Consider the following 14,715-nt stretch of genomic DNA (forward strand, 5'->3'; position numbering starts at 1 on the left):
CCGAAGCAGGGCGGCAGAGCCCGCCAGGCACAGCCACTGACCAGCACATAGATGATGGCCGCGAACAACGTCTCATCAGGAGTGTCCTGCGTCCCACCGCCCTGCGGCCGCACCTTCGACGGCGGGATCAGCGGCTTCGCGATCTCCCACAGCCCATCCGGAACAATCCAACTCCACGTACCCCGCCCCATAGCCGACTCAACGAGCCAGCACCACATAGGACACGGCCTAACTGATCGTTTCAGAATGATCGAGAGAGCCGCCGCAGGCAGATGATCGAGCAGGCGAGTTCGAGGAGCCCTTGGTGAAGGTCTGCCCGGTACTCGTAGCGGATGCGCAGGCGCTTGAACTGGTGCAGCCAGGCGAACGCGCGCTCCACGACCCAGCGCACTTTGCCGAGTCCGGAGCCGTGAGCGATGCCGCGTCGGGCGATCACCGGCTTGATGCCGCGCTTCCACAGCTGGCGGCGGTACTTGTCGAAGTCGTAACTCCGGTCGGCGTATAGGCGCCGGGGCTTGCGGCGGGGCCGCCCTCGCAGACCCCGGATCGGTGGGACCGCGTCCAGCAGCGGCAGGAGCTGAGTGACATCATGTCGGTTGCCGCCGGTGAGCGTGACGGCCAGCGGGGTGCCGTGGCGGTCGACGATCAGGTGGTGCTTTGAGCCGGGGCGGGCGCGGTCGACGGGCGAGGGGCCGACGTGATCCCCCCTTTGAGGCCCGGATGTGTGAGCCGTCCACGGCGCAGTCGTCCAGGTCCAGCAAGTTAGCTCGACGCAGTTCGGTCAACAGTGCGGCATGGAGGCGAGGCCAGACGCCCGCCTCTGTCCAGTCCCGCAGGCGGCGCCATGCCGTCACCCCGGAGCAGCCCACCACTGCACTCGGTACGTCGCGCCAGGCCACGCCCTTGCGCAAGACGTAGACGATGCCGGCCAGGGCAACCCGGTCCGGCACCGGGCGCCGCCCAGGGTGGCGATGCCGTCGCACGGGCCGCGCTGGCAAGAGCGGGGCTATCCGGTCCCATAGCTCGTCGGGGACAGGGTTCGCGATCACGATGCTGGAGCTTGCCAGAGAACCCAGTTGAGAAGCTCGGGCAGGCTGGACATACTCCCCGGATGGCCAACACCAGGAGCGAAACCGCGGAGCAGGGTTGGGACTGGGACGGACCCTTCTACCGCGTCCGCACGGATCGGTTCGAGGCGTCGTTCGTACCCAATGCGGGCGAGCCTTTGGACAGCATCTCCAACGTCGACGTCGAGGTTCGGCTGACGGCGGACGGCTCGCTCTGGAGCGCGACCGTGTTCACGCTCGCCGAGGTCGAACGCATCATGGACAGGTGGTCCCGTACCGGCGAGGCCCTGGGCGGCCGCTACTTCTGGTGCTCCGACGGCCTCATCGTCCGGGATCCCGGCATCGACAACATGACGCAGGTGCTGGCCGGCCTGCTCGACGACGGCGACTTCACACAGGTTCTCCAGCGGCTCGACAACGAATGATCGTCCAGCTCTCATTCTGAAACGATCAGTAAGGGGGACTCCGGACCGCGAGGTCGAGAAGCCTACTTCCCAGGCCGGGCAGTGCTCCTTCGTCGCGCTCGAGTTCACCTACCGTCCTCTCGCTGTTGAGCAGCGCACGGGGATTGCTCTGGACCGCGGGTGGGAGATCCTGCCTGCGCGGTACAACGTGCAGGCCAACGCTCACCAACTCGAGGGCTGGCGGAAATACGAATGGTTTGGCTGAAATGACGTACTGGAGTCCAGCCCTGTCAGTGTCCGGTTCCAACTGAGTGAGTAGGGCGAGAGCTGGACAAGTGGCAGTAGCAGCCCCGCGCTTTTCACTCGCATCCGCTCAAGGCGCGGCTTAAAAAGGTCGCTGGCTGAAACGAGACGTTGACGCAGTGATCGCTACATGTTTGCGTAGTAGGCGAGAAGGGTGGGAAGTAATCCGTCAGGTGAAATGAGAAAAGAATTGCGAACCCTTAAACGTCTCGCAGTAGCAGCGACCGCCTCAGCTCTGTCGCTGCTCATGTCTGCGACCGCGAGCGCCAATAGTGAGCCTGCGAATCTGGCCGGAATTACTAGCGGTGCAACCATGATCAGCGCCGTCCCGAGTCATAAGGCCGGCGTCTCTCCGTCGGACTTCAAGGCATTATCTAAAGAGAAGTCGGAGGCGCCTGATTCTAACTGTGATGAGACCAGGCGGAACCTGAAGAACCTTCGTGCTGCAGGCCAGAAGAGGGCCATATGCTTCGAATGGCAGACGCCTCAGGAGTTAGCAGCAACTCAAGATGTGTCACGCGAATCCGCTGCCAGTGTGGTCTGGTGCGGCAGCCAGCCGGAGAATCAAGTCTACGTCCAAAGGACGTCGATCTGCTCGCGCCGCGGTGTGGTCATAATTCAGATGGACATCGTAACAGGCGTCATCTACGGTAAATCCTACGGCATTCTCGAACAGGAGATTGACACCCAGAACGCGATTCCTCAGTTCTTTGAGTACATGAAGTTCGATCTCACCTCAGCTGACATTACGTCGAGCGTGATGACCGTGAAAGTCGAATCGACATGTTCGCTCGACACCAGTTGCAAGCAGAACTCGGCCTGGGACACTCATCGGCCGATTGTCGTCGGTGGCTCTCTGGACGGGAGCATCACGCGCAACTGGACGGGAACCACGGGCCGCAAATCCTTCCTCATCGAATACTCGCTGTCCGTCAACATCGGAGGGACACACGGATCCACCAGTTGGGGTGGCCACGGAGAGCAGAGCGCCGGGGATTACACAGTCCGCTGCGACGCCGAGGTGAGCGCATATGCTGGTTGTGTCGTGCCGGCCTTCACGCCCACTTTTGTGGTTGATCCGAAGTACAAGGAAGCTCGCATGTTCATCGGGATGGTCCAGTCAAGCATGGCCACTCACCCGGGTTGGGAGGGCCATGGACAGCCACTTCACCGCGAGGCGGACGAAGCTGAGGCACGCAAAAACCGCGATGTCATCTGCGACAGTACCTTTGTGCCCCACTCATCCACTCCTCCGCCGGTCCAGTGCGACGAGTATCCCTTCGCCAAATCTAAGGAGAGCGGGAGGCAGCTTGGGGTTACGTCGGGAGCGCAATGCCAGCAGTACATGGTGACGTCTCAGACGATCGAGGGCAAAGTCTACCTTAATCTCATATGGCCGGGCCTCAAGCAAGGTCAGATGCCCCCCCCAAACGCAAAGTGTGCGCGTGCCAGCATGCCCAAGGTGCAAAACGAAGGGGTCGGTGGCGATCTGGGAAGGAAGACGACGGAATGGCGCCTGCTGGGCGGGGACGCCTATTGGGTGGATGCCGGTAACGGATAGTAGCTGTTTCCAGACGAGTGGCCCGGTCCGATAAGAATCGGACCGGGCCACTCAACGCTTGCAGAGAAGTTAAGGCTCAGTATGATCGTGAAGAAATTCCCTAATTCGTCACTCTATCCAAATGGCTACAGTGTCGTGTTCTTGCGGCACGTAGATCCTGTCGAATCATTGCGTCGAGTGGTCGGCAATACCTTTCACCTGGTGCATCTTGCCCGGCATGAAGCAGAAGTCATTAAAATGATCGGCGAAGATATCGAACCCGAAGATGTGCCTGACCTCTGTCTTGACGACCTCGATGCGGCGGATATGTTGAGGACTGATGGCCCTTTGCTGCGTGCCGGAGTGTACGAAGACTGGTCGTTCATTATAGAAGCCGAGGGTTCCTATATCGCGAAAGATGAAGCGCTCGTGACGCTCTCTTGCGGCACGGTCGCCCTCTCTGCTCGAGTAAGTGAAACAACGTCTTCCTGGATTGCCTATGCGGAAGACGGAGTGACTCTTTCATCCTTTGACCCCCTCTTTTCGGAGTATGATTACGGGGCGCGTCCGGATATCCTCGCAGAACGCACGGGATACAGGGAAGCAATCGCTAATGGGGATCGCTCCGAATCCTTCGAAAATGCATTCCGAAGGATTCAGCAGGTGCTGGGATGTGATCCACCAGAAGGAGTTGATGCCGCTCGCCTGCTCGCAGTGCGTATTGCCAATGGGTACTGAAACCGCCCTTCTTTGCTGGGGAGTTGTGCTCACTTTCCAGTCGATAGGAGTTATTGACAATAAGATTTCCGCCGAATGGTAGCCGGTGTGGCGCGTAAAGCCCGACGCCGCTGGTCGTTTTGAGAACGCTGAGCCTTTTCCGATTTGATCGGGTGGCGAGTTCGAGGCGACGGCGGCTCGACGGCGGCGGTGATCCGTGTAGTGCTGCAGCGAAGCTTTCGCAGGAGCCGCCAGCATTCGCGGGTGGCCATGGCACGTTCGCCGAGGGTGCGGATCTTGGCGTGGTCCCGGTTGTGATGCAATGTCAGCCGCCGTGCAGATTACGCTGTGGCGGGACGGCGGTCGTGAGGCTCTGGCCTCCCGTGGCCCGAGCGGGTCGCGGTGCCGTCTGTCGCCGCGCCGCTTGGAGAAGCTCGCGGGGTATCTCGAGCAAGGGCCGGCCGCGCATGGCTGGGTGGAGGACCAGGTGTGGACCGCAGCGAGGGTGGCCACGCTGATCGGCAGGAAGTTCCACGTCTCCTACAGCGTCTCCGGAGCGACGAGACTGATGCACCGGCTCGGCTTCAGCCCGCAGGTCCCCGCGCGCAGGGTCGCCGAACGCGACGAGCAGGCCGTGACCGCGTGGAAGGAGGCGACCTGGGCTGAGGTAAAAGGGCCCGGGCCGCCTGCGGAGGCTACATCTGCTTCGAGGACGAAGCCGGGTTCACCCGACGGCCGCCCAAAGGACGCACCTGGGGCCGGCGCGGCCACACGCCGGTCGTGACCGTCAGCGGCCGCCGCTCGGGGCGCCTGTCGGTGGCCGGGCTGATCGCGATACGGCCAGGCTCCCGCACCCGGCTGTGTCACCGCCTGCGCGTCCACTCCGCAGGCAAAGGCAAGCGCCGCAGCATGGGCGAGCGCGACTTCATCGCGCTGATCGATGGCGTCCACCACCTCGTCAAAGCGCCGATCGTGCTGGTATGGGACCGGCTGAACATTCCACTTCGATGTTCCGGGCGGGAAGTGGCAGACGGTGATCTCCAGCCCGCTCTCCAGGGCGAAGGCGGCAAGGTGTTTCTTCCACGTCGAGCGGCGTGGGTCGTTGGAACCGCCGCAGTCGGCGGTGACCAGCAGCCGGCTGGCGTCCGGATGGTCGTCGCGTCCGCGGTGCTGCCACCAGCGGCGGATGCATTCCACCGCGAACTCGCCCGTGTCGTGGTCGGTCCCGACGTTGACCCAGCCCGTGTTGCGGGCGATGTCGTAGATCCCGTAGGGGATGACCACGGGCTGGTCGCTGGTAATGAAGGTGTGGCAGTCCACGCGGATGGGATTCTTGCCCGGACGCCAGGTGCGTCCGGGCCGGTCGCGGTTGCCGAGCCATTCTTTGGCTTTGGCGTCCACGCTGATTACCGGCTGGTTGTCGTCGAGGAAGGCCGCGGCGGTGGCGTTGATGTGGGTGAACTGGGCATCCCGGTCCGGATGAGCGGCGCCTTCCGTGGTTTTGGCGGTTCCCTGCAGGCTGTATCCCAGGGCGTGCAGCAGGCGTCCGACGGTCACCGCGCTGACCGGGTGGCCCTGAGCGGTCAGTGTCGAGGCCAGGGATCGCAGTGAGAGCGTGGTCCAGCGCAACGGCGAGACTGGATCGCCCCGGGTATTCGGCTCGAATCAGTGCCTCCAGCGCGGGCAGCAGACCGGGGTCGGTGACCGTCAGCGGCTTGCGGCCGGCTCCCCGGGCACGGACCCTCCGGGCAGGCAGAAGACACCTGGACAGCTCGGCAATCCCCCGGGCGATGGGGCCCACACTGGCGCCGGAAGCGGCAGCCACCAGTGTGATCCCGCCGTGGCCGAGCGCGGCGGCCTCGCTGGCGAGGTAGAGCCGACGGCGACGCTCATCGAGATGGGGCAGGAGCCGATCGAACTTGGCCCTCAGAGCCACCACCGAGGCTCGAGCGGCCGTATGTGCAGTCACACCCCAGTGTCCCGCCAACTCTGGCTGGCACAACAGTAATTGAAATACAAGCCCCGGCGGTGCCGGAGTACTGGCGCTGGACACCTGCGGAGGTGGTGCCTTTCTTGACGAAGCCAGTGTCGTCGAGGATGAGGACTCCGTCGGCTTCGCCGAGTCGTTCAGCGGCGTATGCCTGCAGGTCGTCGCGGATGTCGTCGGCGTTCCAGGTGGCTCCGTTCAGCAGCCGTTGCAGGCCGTCGGGGGTGCGGTGGCCTGCGTGTTCGGCCAGTTGCCAGCCGTTTTTTCGGCCGACCGGGCCAAGCAGGGCGCGGACGTAGTCACGCATGCGGCGTCGCAGGTCGGCACGGCCGAAGCGGTGGCCGATGCGCAGGAAGAGGTCGTCGAGTTCACGGTCCCAGGTCGCGTCGGCAAGGTCGTCGATCACGCGGGAAGGCTGCCCTCGTCACAGCTCGGACAGTTCTCGATGTCATTCGTTGGAGGGGCGGTCCGGCGAGACCGCCCCTGACGCGTCAGCAGTCAACTACACCGCTCGACGACGAGCCGGTAGACCTGGCTCGACGACAGGCTGATGCCGCGTTCCTTCAGCGGCGGGATGAGGCCGGTGGTGGAGAACATCCCGCGGTCCGCCATGACCTTGCGTAGGTGCCAGTGGTAGTCGAGCTTGGCTACCATCATCGGGTTCCTCCCTCTCGTTGGCCCGCGAGTCCCGGGCCCGATTCCTCTGGGCAGGCTTCCGCCGGGTCCGCGTCTTCCGGACGGCGCACCGAGGCGCTCAGTTGTCCGGCTCGAGGATGTAGGGCCGGGTGAAGGTGACCACCTCGAAACCGCGCTTGCGCAGGATTGCTTCAGAGGTGGGCAGTGCATCGGTGACCAGCAGCCCGCAGCCGCGCTCCCTGGCCTGCCGCAGCCGGGAGCCGACCACTGCGGTGAAGAAGCCCTGCCGACGGTGGGTCGTCTTGGTCCGGGCGCCCGCCAGCTCGGCGAACGGGCTGCCGGCCTGGAAGTAGACCCGTCCGCAGGAGACCGGCTCGCCCTGGGCGTAGGCGATGTGCACGCTCATCGCGTCAGGCTGTTCTTCGAGCAGTCGAGCCAGCTGCCGACGCTCCTCTTCCGCGTTGCGCCGACCGATCTGGCGGGAGATCTCGGCGTAGTCGTCGAGATCGGCGCCGTCGGTTACCTGCCGCACCTCGTAGCCCGAGGTGTCGAAGAGGGCCGATGATGCCTCGGCGACCGGGAGCATCAGCACCTGCTCCTCCTCGTCGGGCTCGAAGCCCGCTGCTTCGAGCGCGGCAGCCAGGCCCTGCTGCCGGTCGTGGCCGTAGACTTTCCACTCCAGGGTGTAGCCGCCGGACCGGGCGAGCTCCCGCTCTTCGCGGACCAGTTCCACGACCTCGCCGTCCGCCAGGTCGGCGAAGACGATCCGGCACTCTGAGCCATCCGCCGAGTACTCGCGCACCAGGTCGGCGTGGCCGGTGGCGACACCGCTCGCGCGCCGCAGCCCGTCGAGTTCCGCCAGAACCTCAGCTTTGACTGCTTCGTTCATGTCGGTCCTTCCTCGTCAGACGCCGGCGAACGCCGGGGCCAGGGCCTTGCTCAAGGCAGTGTTCATGAAGTCGTCGCTTACGTGCGTGTAGATGGCCGTGGAGCTGTCACACTCATGACCGACTTGCTGTTGGATTATCTTGAGTCCGGTCCAGTACCGTCCCTGTGACCTTGGCGTTCGCCGTTGACGACGATGTTGTCGAGGCGGAGTTGGCCAGGCTGGCAGCATGGAGGACAGCTGACCGATCGATATCAGCGCGAGACATACCGCCACGAGTTATCGTGGGTTGGCTCATCTGCGCGCTGCGGGTGCTGGAGTTCACTAGGTTGCCGGTCGTGACGGAGTAGGACGGGTTGCCCGGCCGACCTCCTGAGCTCGCTCGCGGGCCGCGACCTGCTGCAGTTCGCCGTAGCGGTGGAGTGCCTGCGGATCGCCGATGTGTTCGGCGGCCGCGATGGCCGCGTCGAGAACTCCGTCCATCCAAAGTCGGGGAATCCCCTGCAGATCCTGCTCACTCGCAGCGAGGAGACGCTGCGCGGTCAAGGTGTCAGGTGCCTTCGGGACGAGAAGGAAGCACTCTTTGACGAAGTGCCGCCATTTGCTCTGCTCGAGGCCGCGCTTGTCTGGCGGCAGGGTGTGCTGGGCCTCCTGAAGCGTTTGCCATGCGCCGGCGAAGTCGTCGGCTCGCCGTTGCAGTTTGGCGAGGGTGAGCAGTTTGCTCCCTTTCGCCCCTGACCACGAATCCTTGAGTGCGACGGCTTCCTTCTGCACGTCCACGGCTTCGGCGAGGTAGCCGAGGTGGGCGAGGTGGAACTGCAGTGTGTTGAGCGTGTCGTCGGTTCGAGGCTCGCTGGCGGCCCACCCGGTCATGAACAGGCGGGATGCCTCGCGTTCGCCGAGGCGGGCTGCGTGGTAGGCCCATGCTTTGAGCCCTTCGTCGGCAGGGTCGGCGGGAAATCGTGCGCGTTGCTGGTCCAGCCATTCTTCGACCACTGTGTCGGTGTGGCGGGCCGATGTGATGTCGCCCAGGATGCGGTCGCGGTCAGGGTGGGAACTGGCCTGCACCGCCTCGGTGCTGGCGGTGATGCCTGCGGTGAGGAGGTGGTAGAGGTGGTAGCCCAGGGCCGTGTCGAAGCTGACGTTCTTGGCGTCCCAGTGCAGCCACAGGTCATCGACCTGGCGGTGCTCAGCGACCAGGAACCCGGCCAGGGGCAGGTCGGGTGCCATGCCCCAGGGGACGGCTTCGCGGTAGTAGGTGGTTTGCTGCTGGAGGAGGAAGCGCAGGAGCGGTAGGTCCCGGGGGCGGCGGTCGTATTGCAGTGCCCACAGGACCGCGAAGCGGGCGGATCTGTTGCGGTCGGTCACGGCGCCGTCGTCGGTGTCCTGAACGCCGCAGTAGGCCAGGTCCGCCCACGTCGCCTGGTCCAGCCGGGCTCGTTGCAGAGCGGCTCTGGGTCCCCGCAGTAGTCGGTCCTGCTCGTCGGCGGTACTCATCGTTGTCCCCTCGCTTGGTCTCGCGTGATTCTCTCGGCTCGCTTTTCGCCCAGTGTGCTGGCCAATTGGTCGCGGAGACGGCGGTTCTCGTCCGTGAGTTGCCTGACGCGGGTGTTCGCTGCTTCGAGTCGCCGTAGTAGGGAGGCGTCGGAGGTCCGCTGGCGTGCTGGAACCGAGGAGGCGGGTGCTCGGCGGTGTGCTGCCCGCAGGCGCTCGACTTCAGCCCTCAGGTCCGGCTGGCCGTAGAGCCAGGACCGGGAGACGCCCGCCTGCCTGGCAACGGCGTCGAAGGTGACCGGCTCTCCGGCCGCGTCGAGGGAGCGTAGTGCCTGGATGCCTTGGAGCGGGTGTACTCGCTGCGGCTGACCGCCAGCGTCCACGACTTCCCCAACACCGCAAAGGCCGGCTGACTGGCGGCGAGGCAGCCGTATGCCTCCCGGGAGGCGCGGCGGGCCCTGTCGGCCGGTCACGCACGGCAGGGCCCAGGAAGGGGAGCCGTCTGGGGGAATCGGCTTCCCATACGCACACGATGCACCATGATTCAGCCACTGTGGTAGGTGGCGGCCGGAAATAGTCGAATGTCAGTGCTGCCCGGCATGATGCCCGCATGCAGAACTACACCTTCACCTGGACCGATCCCGACGGCCGGCCGCGGGCATCCGCCGTCGCCTACGACCAGCACAGCGCCGACGAACGCAAGACCGAACTGGAGGCCGCCGGCTGCACCGCCGTGGAGATCGTGCCGGTCCAGCCCGGCCAGCTGCTGGCACCGTAGGGCTGACATGCGAGCGCCCGCCCTCACGTCTCAAGGGCGGGCGCCCGCTTCATCCACAACGCCAGACCCACAACCGGCCGATGTTCTGATCTGGCAGACCTGCCGTCAGCGAAGCCCGCGGCGGTGCGCTTCCCTTCGGATCCACGCTGCCTTCTGGCGAGCCTGCGCCGCCCGCTCTCTGGCCTCGCCGACCAGGTGATCGGGCAAAGGGTGAGGCTTGCCGTTCGGATCAAGGAGCAGGTCGGCTTTGCGAGGCAGCGGCAGCATGTCCGCGCTGCTGTAGCAGTCGTCCCAGCTGAGGTGGTGGCCTGGCGGCGGGCAGGCAATGTCGGCGAACGCGGTCGCCAGAAGGTGATGGGCAGGAGGGCCGCCGAGGTCCGTCTCGTGTGGCTCCGGCAGATGCCGTGCGATGAACTTGGCAGCGTTGACGCGATTGCAGGCCACGAGTCCTTCCAAACTCCATGCGGTCGTCCCGACCGCCGTAGGCCCCGCACCTGTATCAGACGGTACAGCACCCCGTGTGCGCACGCGCCAGCGCTTCAACGCGCTTTGACGATGTACTTACTGATGGTTTCAGAATGAGATCCGGAGGCAGTTAAGGCACATCGGTGCAGCCGGTTGAGGCGAAGGCCTGTCCGGCTTGCCCCATGCGGCTCTGTCTCACAGTCTGACCCACGGCGACCGGCAGCCGCATAGACTTGGCCGTCCGGCCGAGGCACCGTGCATAGTGTGCTCATGGATCGGTTCGTGGGTCAGGCCCGCCTTGAATGGCAGGCCAATCACGCGACGTGCCTTGAGAATTACGACATCGACATCACTATCGCTGTCGACGCGGTCGGCACGTGGCGAGCAACCGGTCGGCATGCCAATGCCCTCGACACGACCCAGCGTGAGGGTTGGGACTTCCTCATGGAGATGGACCCCTACTTCTCCATTGTGTTTCCCGGCGAGGACAACGGCGGGATCTTGGTGAGGGTCTGCGAGGCGGAGGATGGAACTCTCACGCTCACGGAGGCGCCGGACGGGACGGTTCGGTGAACATCATCTTCGACCTCTCATGAGTTCAGCCCTCAACGGCGGGAATTGACTTTGCCGCCTTGCCACCGCCTCTGGCAGGTCGCCCCTCACTGATCTTTCAGAATGGAGTTCGGAGACGGCGAAGGCATATGAGGCTGCAGGCCGGGCAGCATCTGAGTGACGTCATGCCGGTTTCCGCTGGTGAGCGTGACAGCAAGCGGAGTGCCCTAGACGGTGTCCCGTAAATGCTCTGGGACATGCTGGTTGACCTGTTCGTTTGCCTGTCATCCGGTGAGGGTGAGGTTGTGCAGGCGTGCGATGCCGAGCATGGCGTGGTGAATGCCGTCACCTCTGAGGCGGCAATCGCGCAGGATCTTCCAGCTCTTCATGCGGGCGAAGGTGTGCTCGACGCGGGCGCGGACCTTGCGGTGGGAGGTGTTGTGGTCCTCCTTCCAGGACGGCAGTTCCTCGTTCTTGTGTCGGCGGTAGAGGTTGTCCCGTAACTGCTGGTCAGAGGTGAGATGATCTTGCCGTGGCTGGTGTGATCACGGCGTCGGAGCCCTCATGGATAGGCCCGTTCACCGGGCTGAGCCCGCGGCAGTTCAACAAGCTGATCACCGCGTTGCGTCGTGAGGGGGCCGATCCGGTGCGCAAGGGCCGGCCGTGGTCGCTGCCGTTGGAGGACCGGGTGCTGCTGGTGGCCGCGTACTGGCGCACCAACCTCACCCTGCGCCAACTCGCCCCGCTCTTCGGCGTCTCCAAGTCTGCGGCCGACCGGATCGTCGACCGCCTCGGACCGGCTCTCGCCCTCCAGCCCCGGCGGCGGTACCGCAAGGACACCGTGCTCATCGTGGACGGCACGCTGGTCCCCACCCGCGACCGGACTGTGGCCGCCTCCAGCAAGAACTACCGCTACTCCACCAACCACCAGGTCGTCATCGACGCCGACACCCGCCTCGTCGTCGCCGTCGGCAAGCCGCTGCCCGGCAACCGCAACGACTGCCGGGCCTGGCAGGACTCCGGCGCCAAGGCCACCGTCGGCACCACCCCCACGGTGATCGCCGACGGCGGCTACCGGGGCACCGGCCTGACCATCCCGCACTACCGCCGACACAAGAACGAGGAACTGCCGTCCTGGAAGGAGGAGCACAACGCCTCCCACCGCGCGGTCCGCGCCCGCGTCGAGCACACCTTCGCCCGCATGAAGAGCTGGAAGATCCCGCGCGATTGCCGCCTCAGAGGTGACGGCGTTCACCGCGCCATGCTCGGCATCGCACGCCTGCACAACCTCACCCTCACCGGATGACAGGCAAACGAGCAGGTCAACCAGCATGTCCCAGAGCATTTACGGGACACCGTCTAGTCTTCTGAGTCTGGAATTCTATTCAGATGTGTAGGGTTGCCTGGTGGCACGTACTGGGCGGCCGAAGGCCGAGTCGATCCTGTCGGATGAGGAACGGGCTGCGCTGGAGGGATGGGTTCGGCGCCGTTCCACCCCGCAGGCGTGGGCTTTGCGGTGCCGGATCATCCTGGCCTGCGCGACCGGCGCGTCGAACAAGGACGTGGCCGCCCAGCTCGGTTCGACGCCGCATGCGGTGGGCCGCTGGCGGAAGCGGTTCGTCGAGCACCGGATCGCCGGGCTGGGTGACATGCCGCGGTCCGGCGGGCCCCGGACGGTTACCGACGAGCAGGTCGCTTCGGTGGTGAAGCGGACGCTGGAGACCGCGCCGAAGAACGCCACGCACTGGTCGACGCGGGCCATGGCCCAGGAGATGGGCCTGTCGCAGTCGACCGTGTCGCGGATCTGGCGGGTCTTCGGCCTGCAGCCACACCGCACCGAGACGTTCAAGCTGTCGACGGACCCATACGTCGTCGACAAGGTCCACGACGTGGTCGGCCTCTATCTGGACCCGCCCGAGCGGGCCTTGGTGTTCTGTGTCGACGAGAAGTCGCAGATCCAGGCCCTGGACCGGTCCCAGCCGGTGCTGCCGATGATGCCTGGTGTCCCGCAGCGGGTCACCCACGACTACGTGCGCGCGGGCACCACCACATTGTTCGCCGCACTGGAGGTGGCCACGGGGAAGGTGATCGGCTCTCTGCACCGCCGGCACCGGGCCGAGGAGTTCAAGAAGTTCCTGATCAAACTCGACCAGGAGATACCGGCGGACCTGGACGTGCACCTGGTGCTGGACAACTACGCCACCCACAAGACGCCGGCGATCAAAACCTGGCTGCTGGCTCACCCCCGCTTCCACCTGCACTTCACGCCCACCGGCTCGTCCTGGCTCAACCTGGTCGAGCGGTGGTTCGCCGAGCTGACCAACAAGCAGATACGGCGCGGTGTGCACAAAAGCGTCCAAGCGCTGGAGAAGGACATCCGCACCTGGATCGCCGCATGGAACACCGACCCCAAACCCTACGTCTGGACCAAGACCGCAGACCAGATCCTCGAACGTCTCGCCAGCTATCTGAATAGAATTCCTGACTCAGAAGACTAGGTGCGGACTCCAAGGAGGACTGCTCCGCCCGGTCTCGATCTCGGGCAGCGCGAGCCATCCGAAGCCGGATTGCACAGCGCGCCGAGCGCCAAGGCCACTGCCGAAGAGAGTGGTATTGGTCAATTGTCACGAGCTGCACCTGCCCATAGCGGTTGCCCCAGAGCCGTCGGAACTTCGATGTGTCCTGTTCACGCCGTTTTGTCAAGTGAACGGGAGGGGCCGATTCTTGCCCGCATGAGAGCTGAGTTGCAGGGAACAGCTCGGTACTTTGTACGAGCCTGTGACAGGTTGTGGGCGCCCGGTGACCACTGGGGCCGCCGGGGTCCGTCTTCCTGTGGGGGGAAGTCATGCACGAGCGTGCCTTCGGCATGCCGTTTCGGCGTGCCCGCAAGAGATCAGCGACCGGCGTTTGCCTGGCGGTGATCGCCTCGATCGCCCTGGCCGTCTCCGTCCTGCCCGGCGCGGGCGTGGCGGCGGCCGACGACAAGCCGGTGTCGGTATGGGGCAAGAACAGCCCGGACTTCGAGATGCCGACGGTGAAGGTCGGCGCGAACCGTCCGGTGGCGTCCGAGCGCTCCGAGAACCCGACTGGCGAAACGTTCCTGCCGTGGCAGCGCGAACAGCGCGAGCGCGTCAAGGGCACCGCGGACAAGACGGCAAGCGGCGAGCAGGCGCCGGATCGCGGCGCCGCTGCGGACACCTCGGCGCTGAGCATCATCCCCGAGGGTCAGGGCGACGTTCCCTGGCACCGCTCCACCAGCTTCGCGATTACGGACGCGCTCACCGCGAAGATCGACTACTCGACCGGCAATCTGATGCTGACGGCGACGGACTTCGACATCGCCGGCGTAGGCCAACGCCTGCAGCTGGCGCGGACCTACAACTCGCTGGACGCCCCGTGGGGCAGGGTCTCGCAGCGCTGGTGGCAGCAGTACGAGCGCTACCTGTCCGTCGGCTCCTCGGAAGTGATCTTCTACGACGCTTCCGGTGCCACGGTCCGCTTCGCCAGGAACAGCGACGGCTCCTTCACCACGCCGAAGGGCTACTCGCAGGACCTGAGGAAGAACACGGACGGCACCTACACCCTGACGAAGTGGAAGTCGGGCGCGAAGGAGACCTACAACCAGCACGGAACACTGACGAAGGTCACCGACCGCAACAAGGGCACGATCACCGTCGCTCAGAACGCCGGTGGCGGCTTCAAGCTGACCGAGACCCGCTCGGGCCGCTTCATCGACCTGGTGAAGACCTACCCCTCGCAGTGGCAGGCCAAGGACAACACCGGCCGCACCACCGTCTGGAACCTCGACGCGAACGGCAACCTCACCACTACCACCGACACCGAGGGCAAGACGGTCACCTTCCGCTACGACTCCTCCGGCCGCATC

At 65.0% G+C, this 14,715-nt stretch carries 15 protein-coding genes and 5 pseudogenes; 9 read left to right on the forward strand and 11 right to left on the reverse strand.

Annotated elements, in window-relative coordinates; all coding sequences use genetic code 11:
- Both ABZY13_RS32605 and ABZY13_RS32610 read right to left on the reverse strand, forming a co-directional pair.
- Positions 1 to 191 (reverse strand): transposase (locus ABZY13_RS32605; RefSeq protein WP_356635386.1); only part of this gene is annotated, 191 nt, incomplete at its 3' end.
- Between the two features lie 50 nt (positions 192 to 241).
- A protein-coding gene (locus tag ABZY13_RS32610) for an IS5 family transposase (RefSeq protein ID WP_356637272.1) occupies positions 242 to 1,049 on the reverse strand; the annotation gives its coding sequence in 2 pieces (ribosomal slippage) (positions 242 to 713 and positions 712 to 1,049; 810 coding nt in all).
- Positions 1,050 to 1,111: 62 nt separating this feature from the next.
- Between ABZY13_RS32610 and ABZY13_RS32615 the strand changes: the two genes are divergently transcribed.
- The 3 genes from ABZY13_RS32615 (at position 1,112) to ABZY13_RS32625 (ending at position 4,052) form a co-directional block, all read left to right on the forward strand.
- Positions 1,112 to 1,492, forward strand: coding sequence for a hypothetical protein (locus ABZY13_RS32615; RefSeq protein WP_356637274.1), 381 nt, complete (start codon positions 1,112 to 1,114; stop codon positions 1,490 to 1,492).
- Between the two features lie 595 nt (positions 1,493 to 2,087).
- Positions 2,088 to 3,335, forward strand: a complete 1,248-nt coding sequence (locus ABZY13_RS32620) for a hypothetical protein (RefSeq protein ID WP_356637276.1) — start codon at positions 2,088 to 2,090, stop codon at positions 3,333 to 3,335.
- A gap of 81 nt (positions 3,336 to 3,416) precedes the next feature.
- Complete coding sequence (locus tag ABZY13_RS32625) at positions 3,417 to 4,052, forward strand: DUF6461 domain-containing protein (RefSeq protein WP_356637278.1); 636 nt, start codon at positions 3,417 to 3,419, stop codon at positions 4,050 to 4,052.
- Between the two features lie 176 nt (positions 4,053 to 4,228).
- On the opposite strand, the pseudogene ABZY13_RS32630 reads toward ABZY13_RS32625, so the two are convergent.
- Positions 4,229 to 4,345 (reverse strand): annotated as a pseudogene (locus ABZY13_RS32630) (IS5/IS1182 family transposase); the annotation flags it as partial.
- Positions 4,346 to 4,353: 8 nt separating this feature from the next.
- On the opposite strand from ABZY13_RS32630, the gene ABZY13_RS32635 reads away from it, so the two are divergent.
- Positions 4,354 to 4,815, forward strand: a complete 462-nt coding sequence (locus ABZY13_RS32635; RefSeq protein WP_356637280.1) for a winged helix-turn-helix domain-containing protein — start codon at positions 4,354 to 4,356, stop codon at positions 4,813 to 4,815.
- Between the two features lie 212 nt (positions 4,816 to 5,027).
- On the opposite strand, the pseudogene ABZY13_RS32640 reads toward ABZY13_RS32635, so the two are convergent.
- The 6 genes and pseudogenes from ABZY13_RS32640 to ABZY13_RS32665 all read right to left on the reverse strand — a co-directional run.
- Positions 5,028 to 6,000 (reverse strand): annotated as a pseudogene (locus tag ABZY13_RS32640) (ISAzo13 family transposase); the annotation flags it as partial.
- A gap of 52 nt (positions 6,001 to 6,052) precedes the next feature.
- A pseudogene (locus ABZY13_RS32645) lies at positions 6,053 to 6,370 on the reverse strand (transposase); the annotation flags it as partial.
- Positions 6,371 to 6,525: 155 nt separating this feature from the next.
- Positions 6,526 to 6,672: pseudogene (locus ABZY13_RS32650) on the reverse strand (XRE family transcriptional regulator); the annotation flags it as partial.
- Positions 6,673 to 6,772: 100 nt separating this feature from the next.
- Complete coding sequence (locus ABZY13_RS32655) at positions 6,773 to 7,543, reverse strand: GNAT family N-acetyltransferase (RefSeq protein ID WP_356637282.1); 771 nt, start codon at positions 7,541 to 7,543, stop codon at positions 6,773 to 6,775.
- Positions 7,544 to 7,864: 321 nt separating this feature from the next.
- Positions 7,865 to 9,037, reverse strand: a complete 1,173-nt coding sequence (locus ABZY13_RS32660) for a hypothetical protein (RefSeq protein WP_356637284.1) — start codon at positions 9,035 to 9,037, stop codon at positions 7,865 to 7,867.
- Complete coding sequence (locus tag ABZY13_RS32665; RefSeq protein WP_356637286.1) at positions 9,034 to 9,507, reverse strand: DUF6262 family protein; 474 nt, start codon at positions 9,505 to 9,507, stop codon at positions 9,034 to 9,036. Before ABZY13_RS32665 ends, ABZY13_RS32660 begins: the two co-directional genes overlap by 4 nt.
- Positions 9,508 to 9,644: 137 nt before the next feature.
- Between ABZY13_RS32665 and ABZY13_RS32670 the strand changes: the two genes are divergently transcribed.
- A complete protein-coding gene (locus ABZY13_RS32670) occupies positions 9,645 to 9,812 on the forward strand; it encodes a hypothetical protein (RefSeq protein WP_356637288.1) in 168 nt (55 codons plus the stop codon).
- Positions 9,813 to 9,917: 105 nt separating this feature from the next.
- On the opposite strand, the gene ABZY13_RS32675 is transcribed toward ABZY13_RS32670, so the two are convergent.
- Positions 9,918 to 10,256 carry a hypothetical protein gene (locus ABZY13_RS32675; protein ID WP_356637290.1) on the reverse strand — a complete coding sequence of 113 codons (339 nt, stop codon included), beginning with the start codon at positions 10,254 to 10,256 and terminating at the stop codon, positions 9,918 to 9,920.
- Between the two features lie 291 nt (positions 10,257 to 10,547).
- Between ABZY13_RS32675 and ABZY13_RS32680 the strand changes: the two genes are divergently transcribed.
- Entirely contained in the window at positions 10,548 to 10,850 is a 303-nt protein-coding gene (locus tag ABZY13_RS32680; protein ID WP_356637292.1) for a hypothetical protein, read from the forward strand.
- A gap of 263 nt (positions 10,851 to 11,113) precedes the next feature.
- On the opposite strand, the pseudogene ABZY13_RS32685 reads toward ABZY13_RS32680, so the two are convergent.
- Positions 11,114 to 11,330 (reverse strand): annotated as a pseudogene (locus tag ABZY13_RS32685) (transposase); the annotation flags it as partial.
- Positions 11,331 to 11,361: 31 nt separating this feature from the next.
- Between ABZY13_RS32685 and ABZY13_RS32690 the strand changes: the two are divergent.
- The 3 genes from ABZY13_RS32690 to ABZY13_RS32700 form a co-directional block, all read left to right on the forward strand.
- Positions 11,362 to 12,135 carry a transposase gene (locus ABZY13_RS32690; RefSeq protein WP_356637294.1) on the forward strand — a complete coding sequence of 258 codons (774 nt, stop codon included), beginning with the start codon at positions 11,362 to 11,364 and terminating at the stop codon, positions 12,133 to 12,135.
- 100 nt (positions 12,136 to 12,235) lie between these two features.
- Positions 12,236 to 13,327 carry an IS630 family transposase gene (locus ABZY13_RS32695; protein WP_356637296.1) on the forward strand — a complete coding sequence of 364 codons (1,092 nt, stop codon included), beginning with the start codon at positions 12,236 to 12,238 and terminating at the stop codon, positions 13,325 to 13,327.
- Between the two features lie 347 nt (positions 13,328 to 13,674).
- A partial coding sequence (locus ABZY13_RS32700; protein WP_356637298.1) for a DUF6531 domain-containing protein occupies positions 13,675 to 14,715 on the forward strand: 1,041 nt, incomplete at its 3' end.

Source organism: Streptomyces sp. NPDC006610, from assembly GCF_040611575.1.
GTDB lineage: Bacteria > Actinomycetota > Actinomycetes > Streptomycetales > Streptomycetaceae > Streptomyces.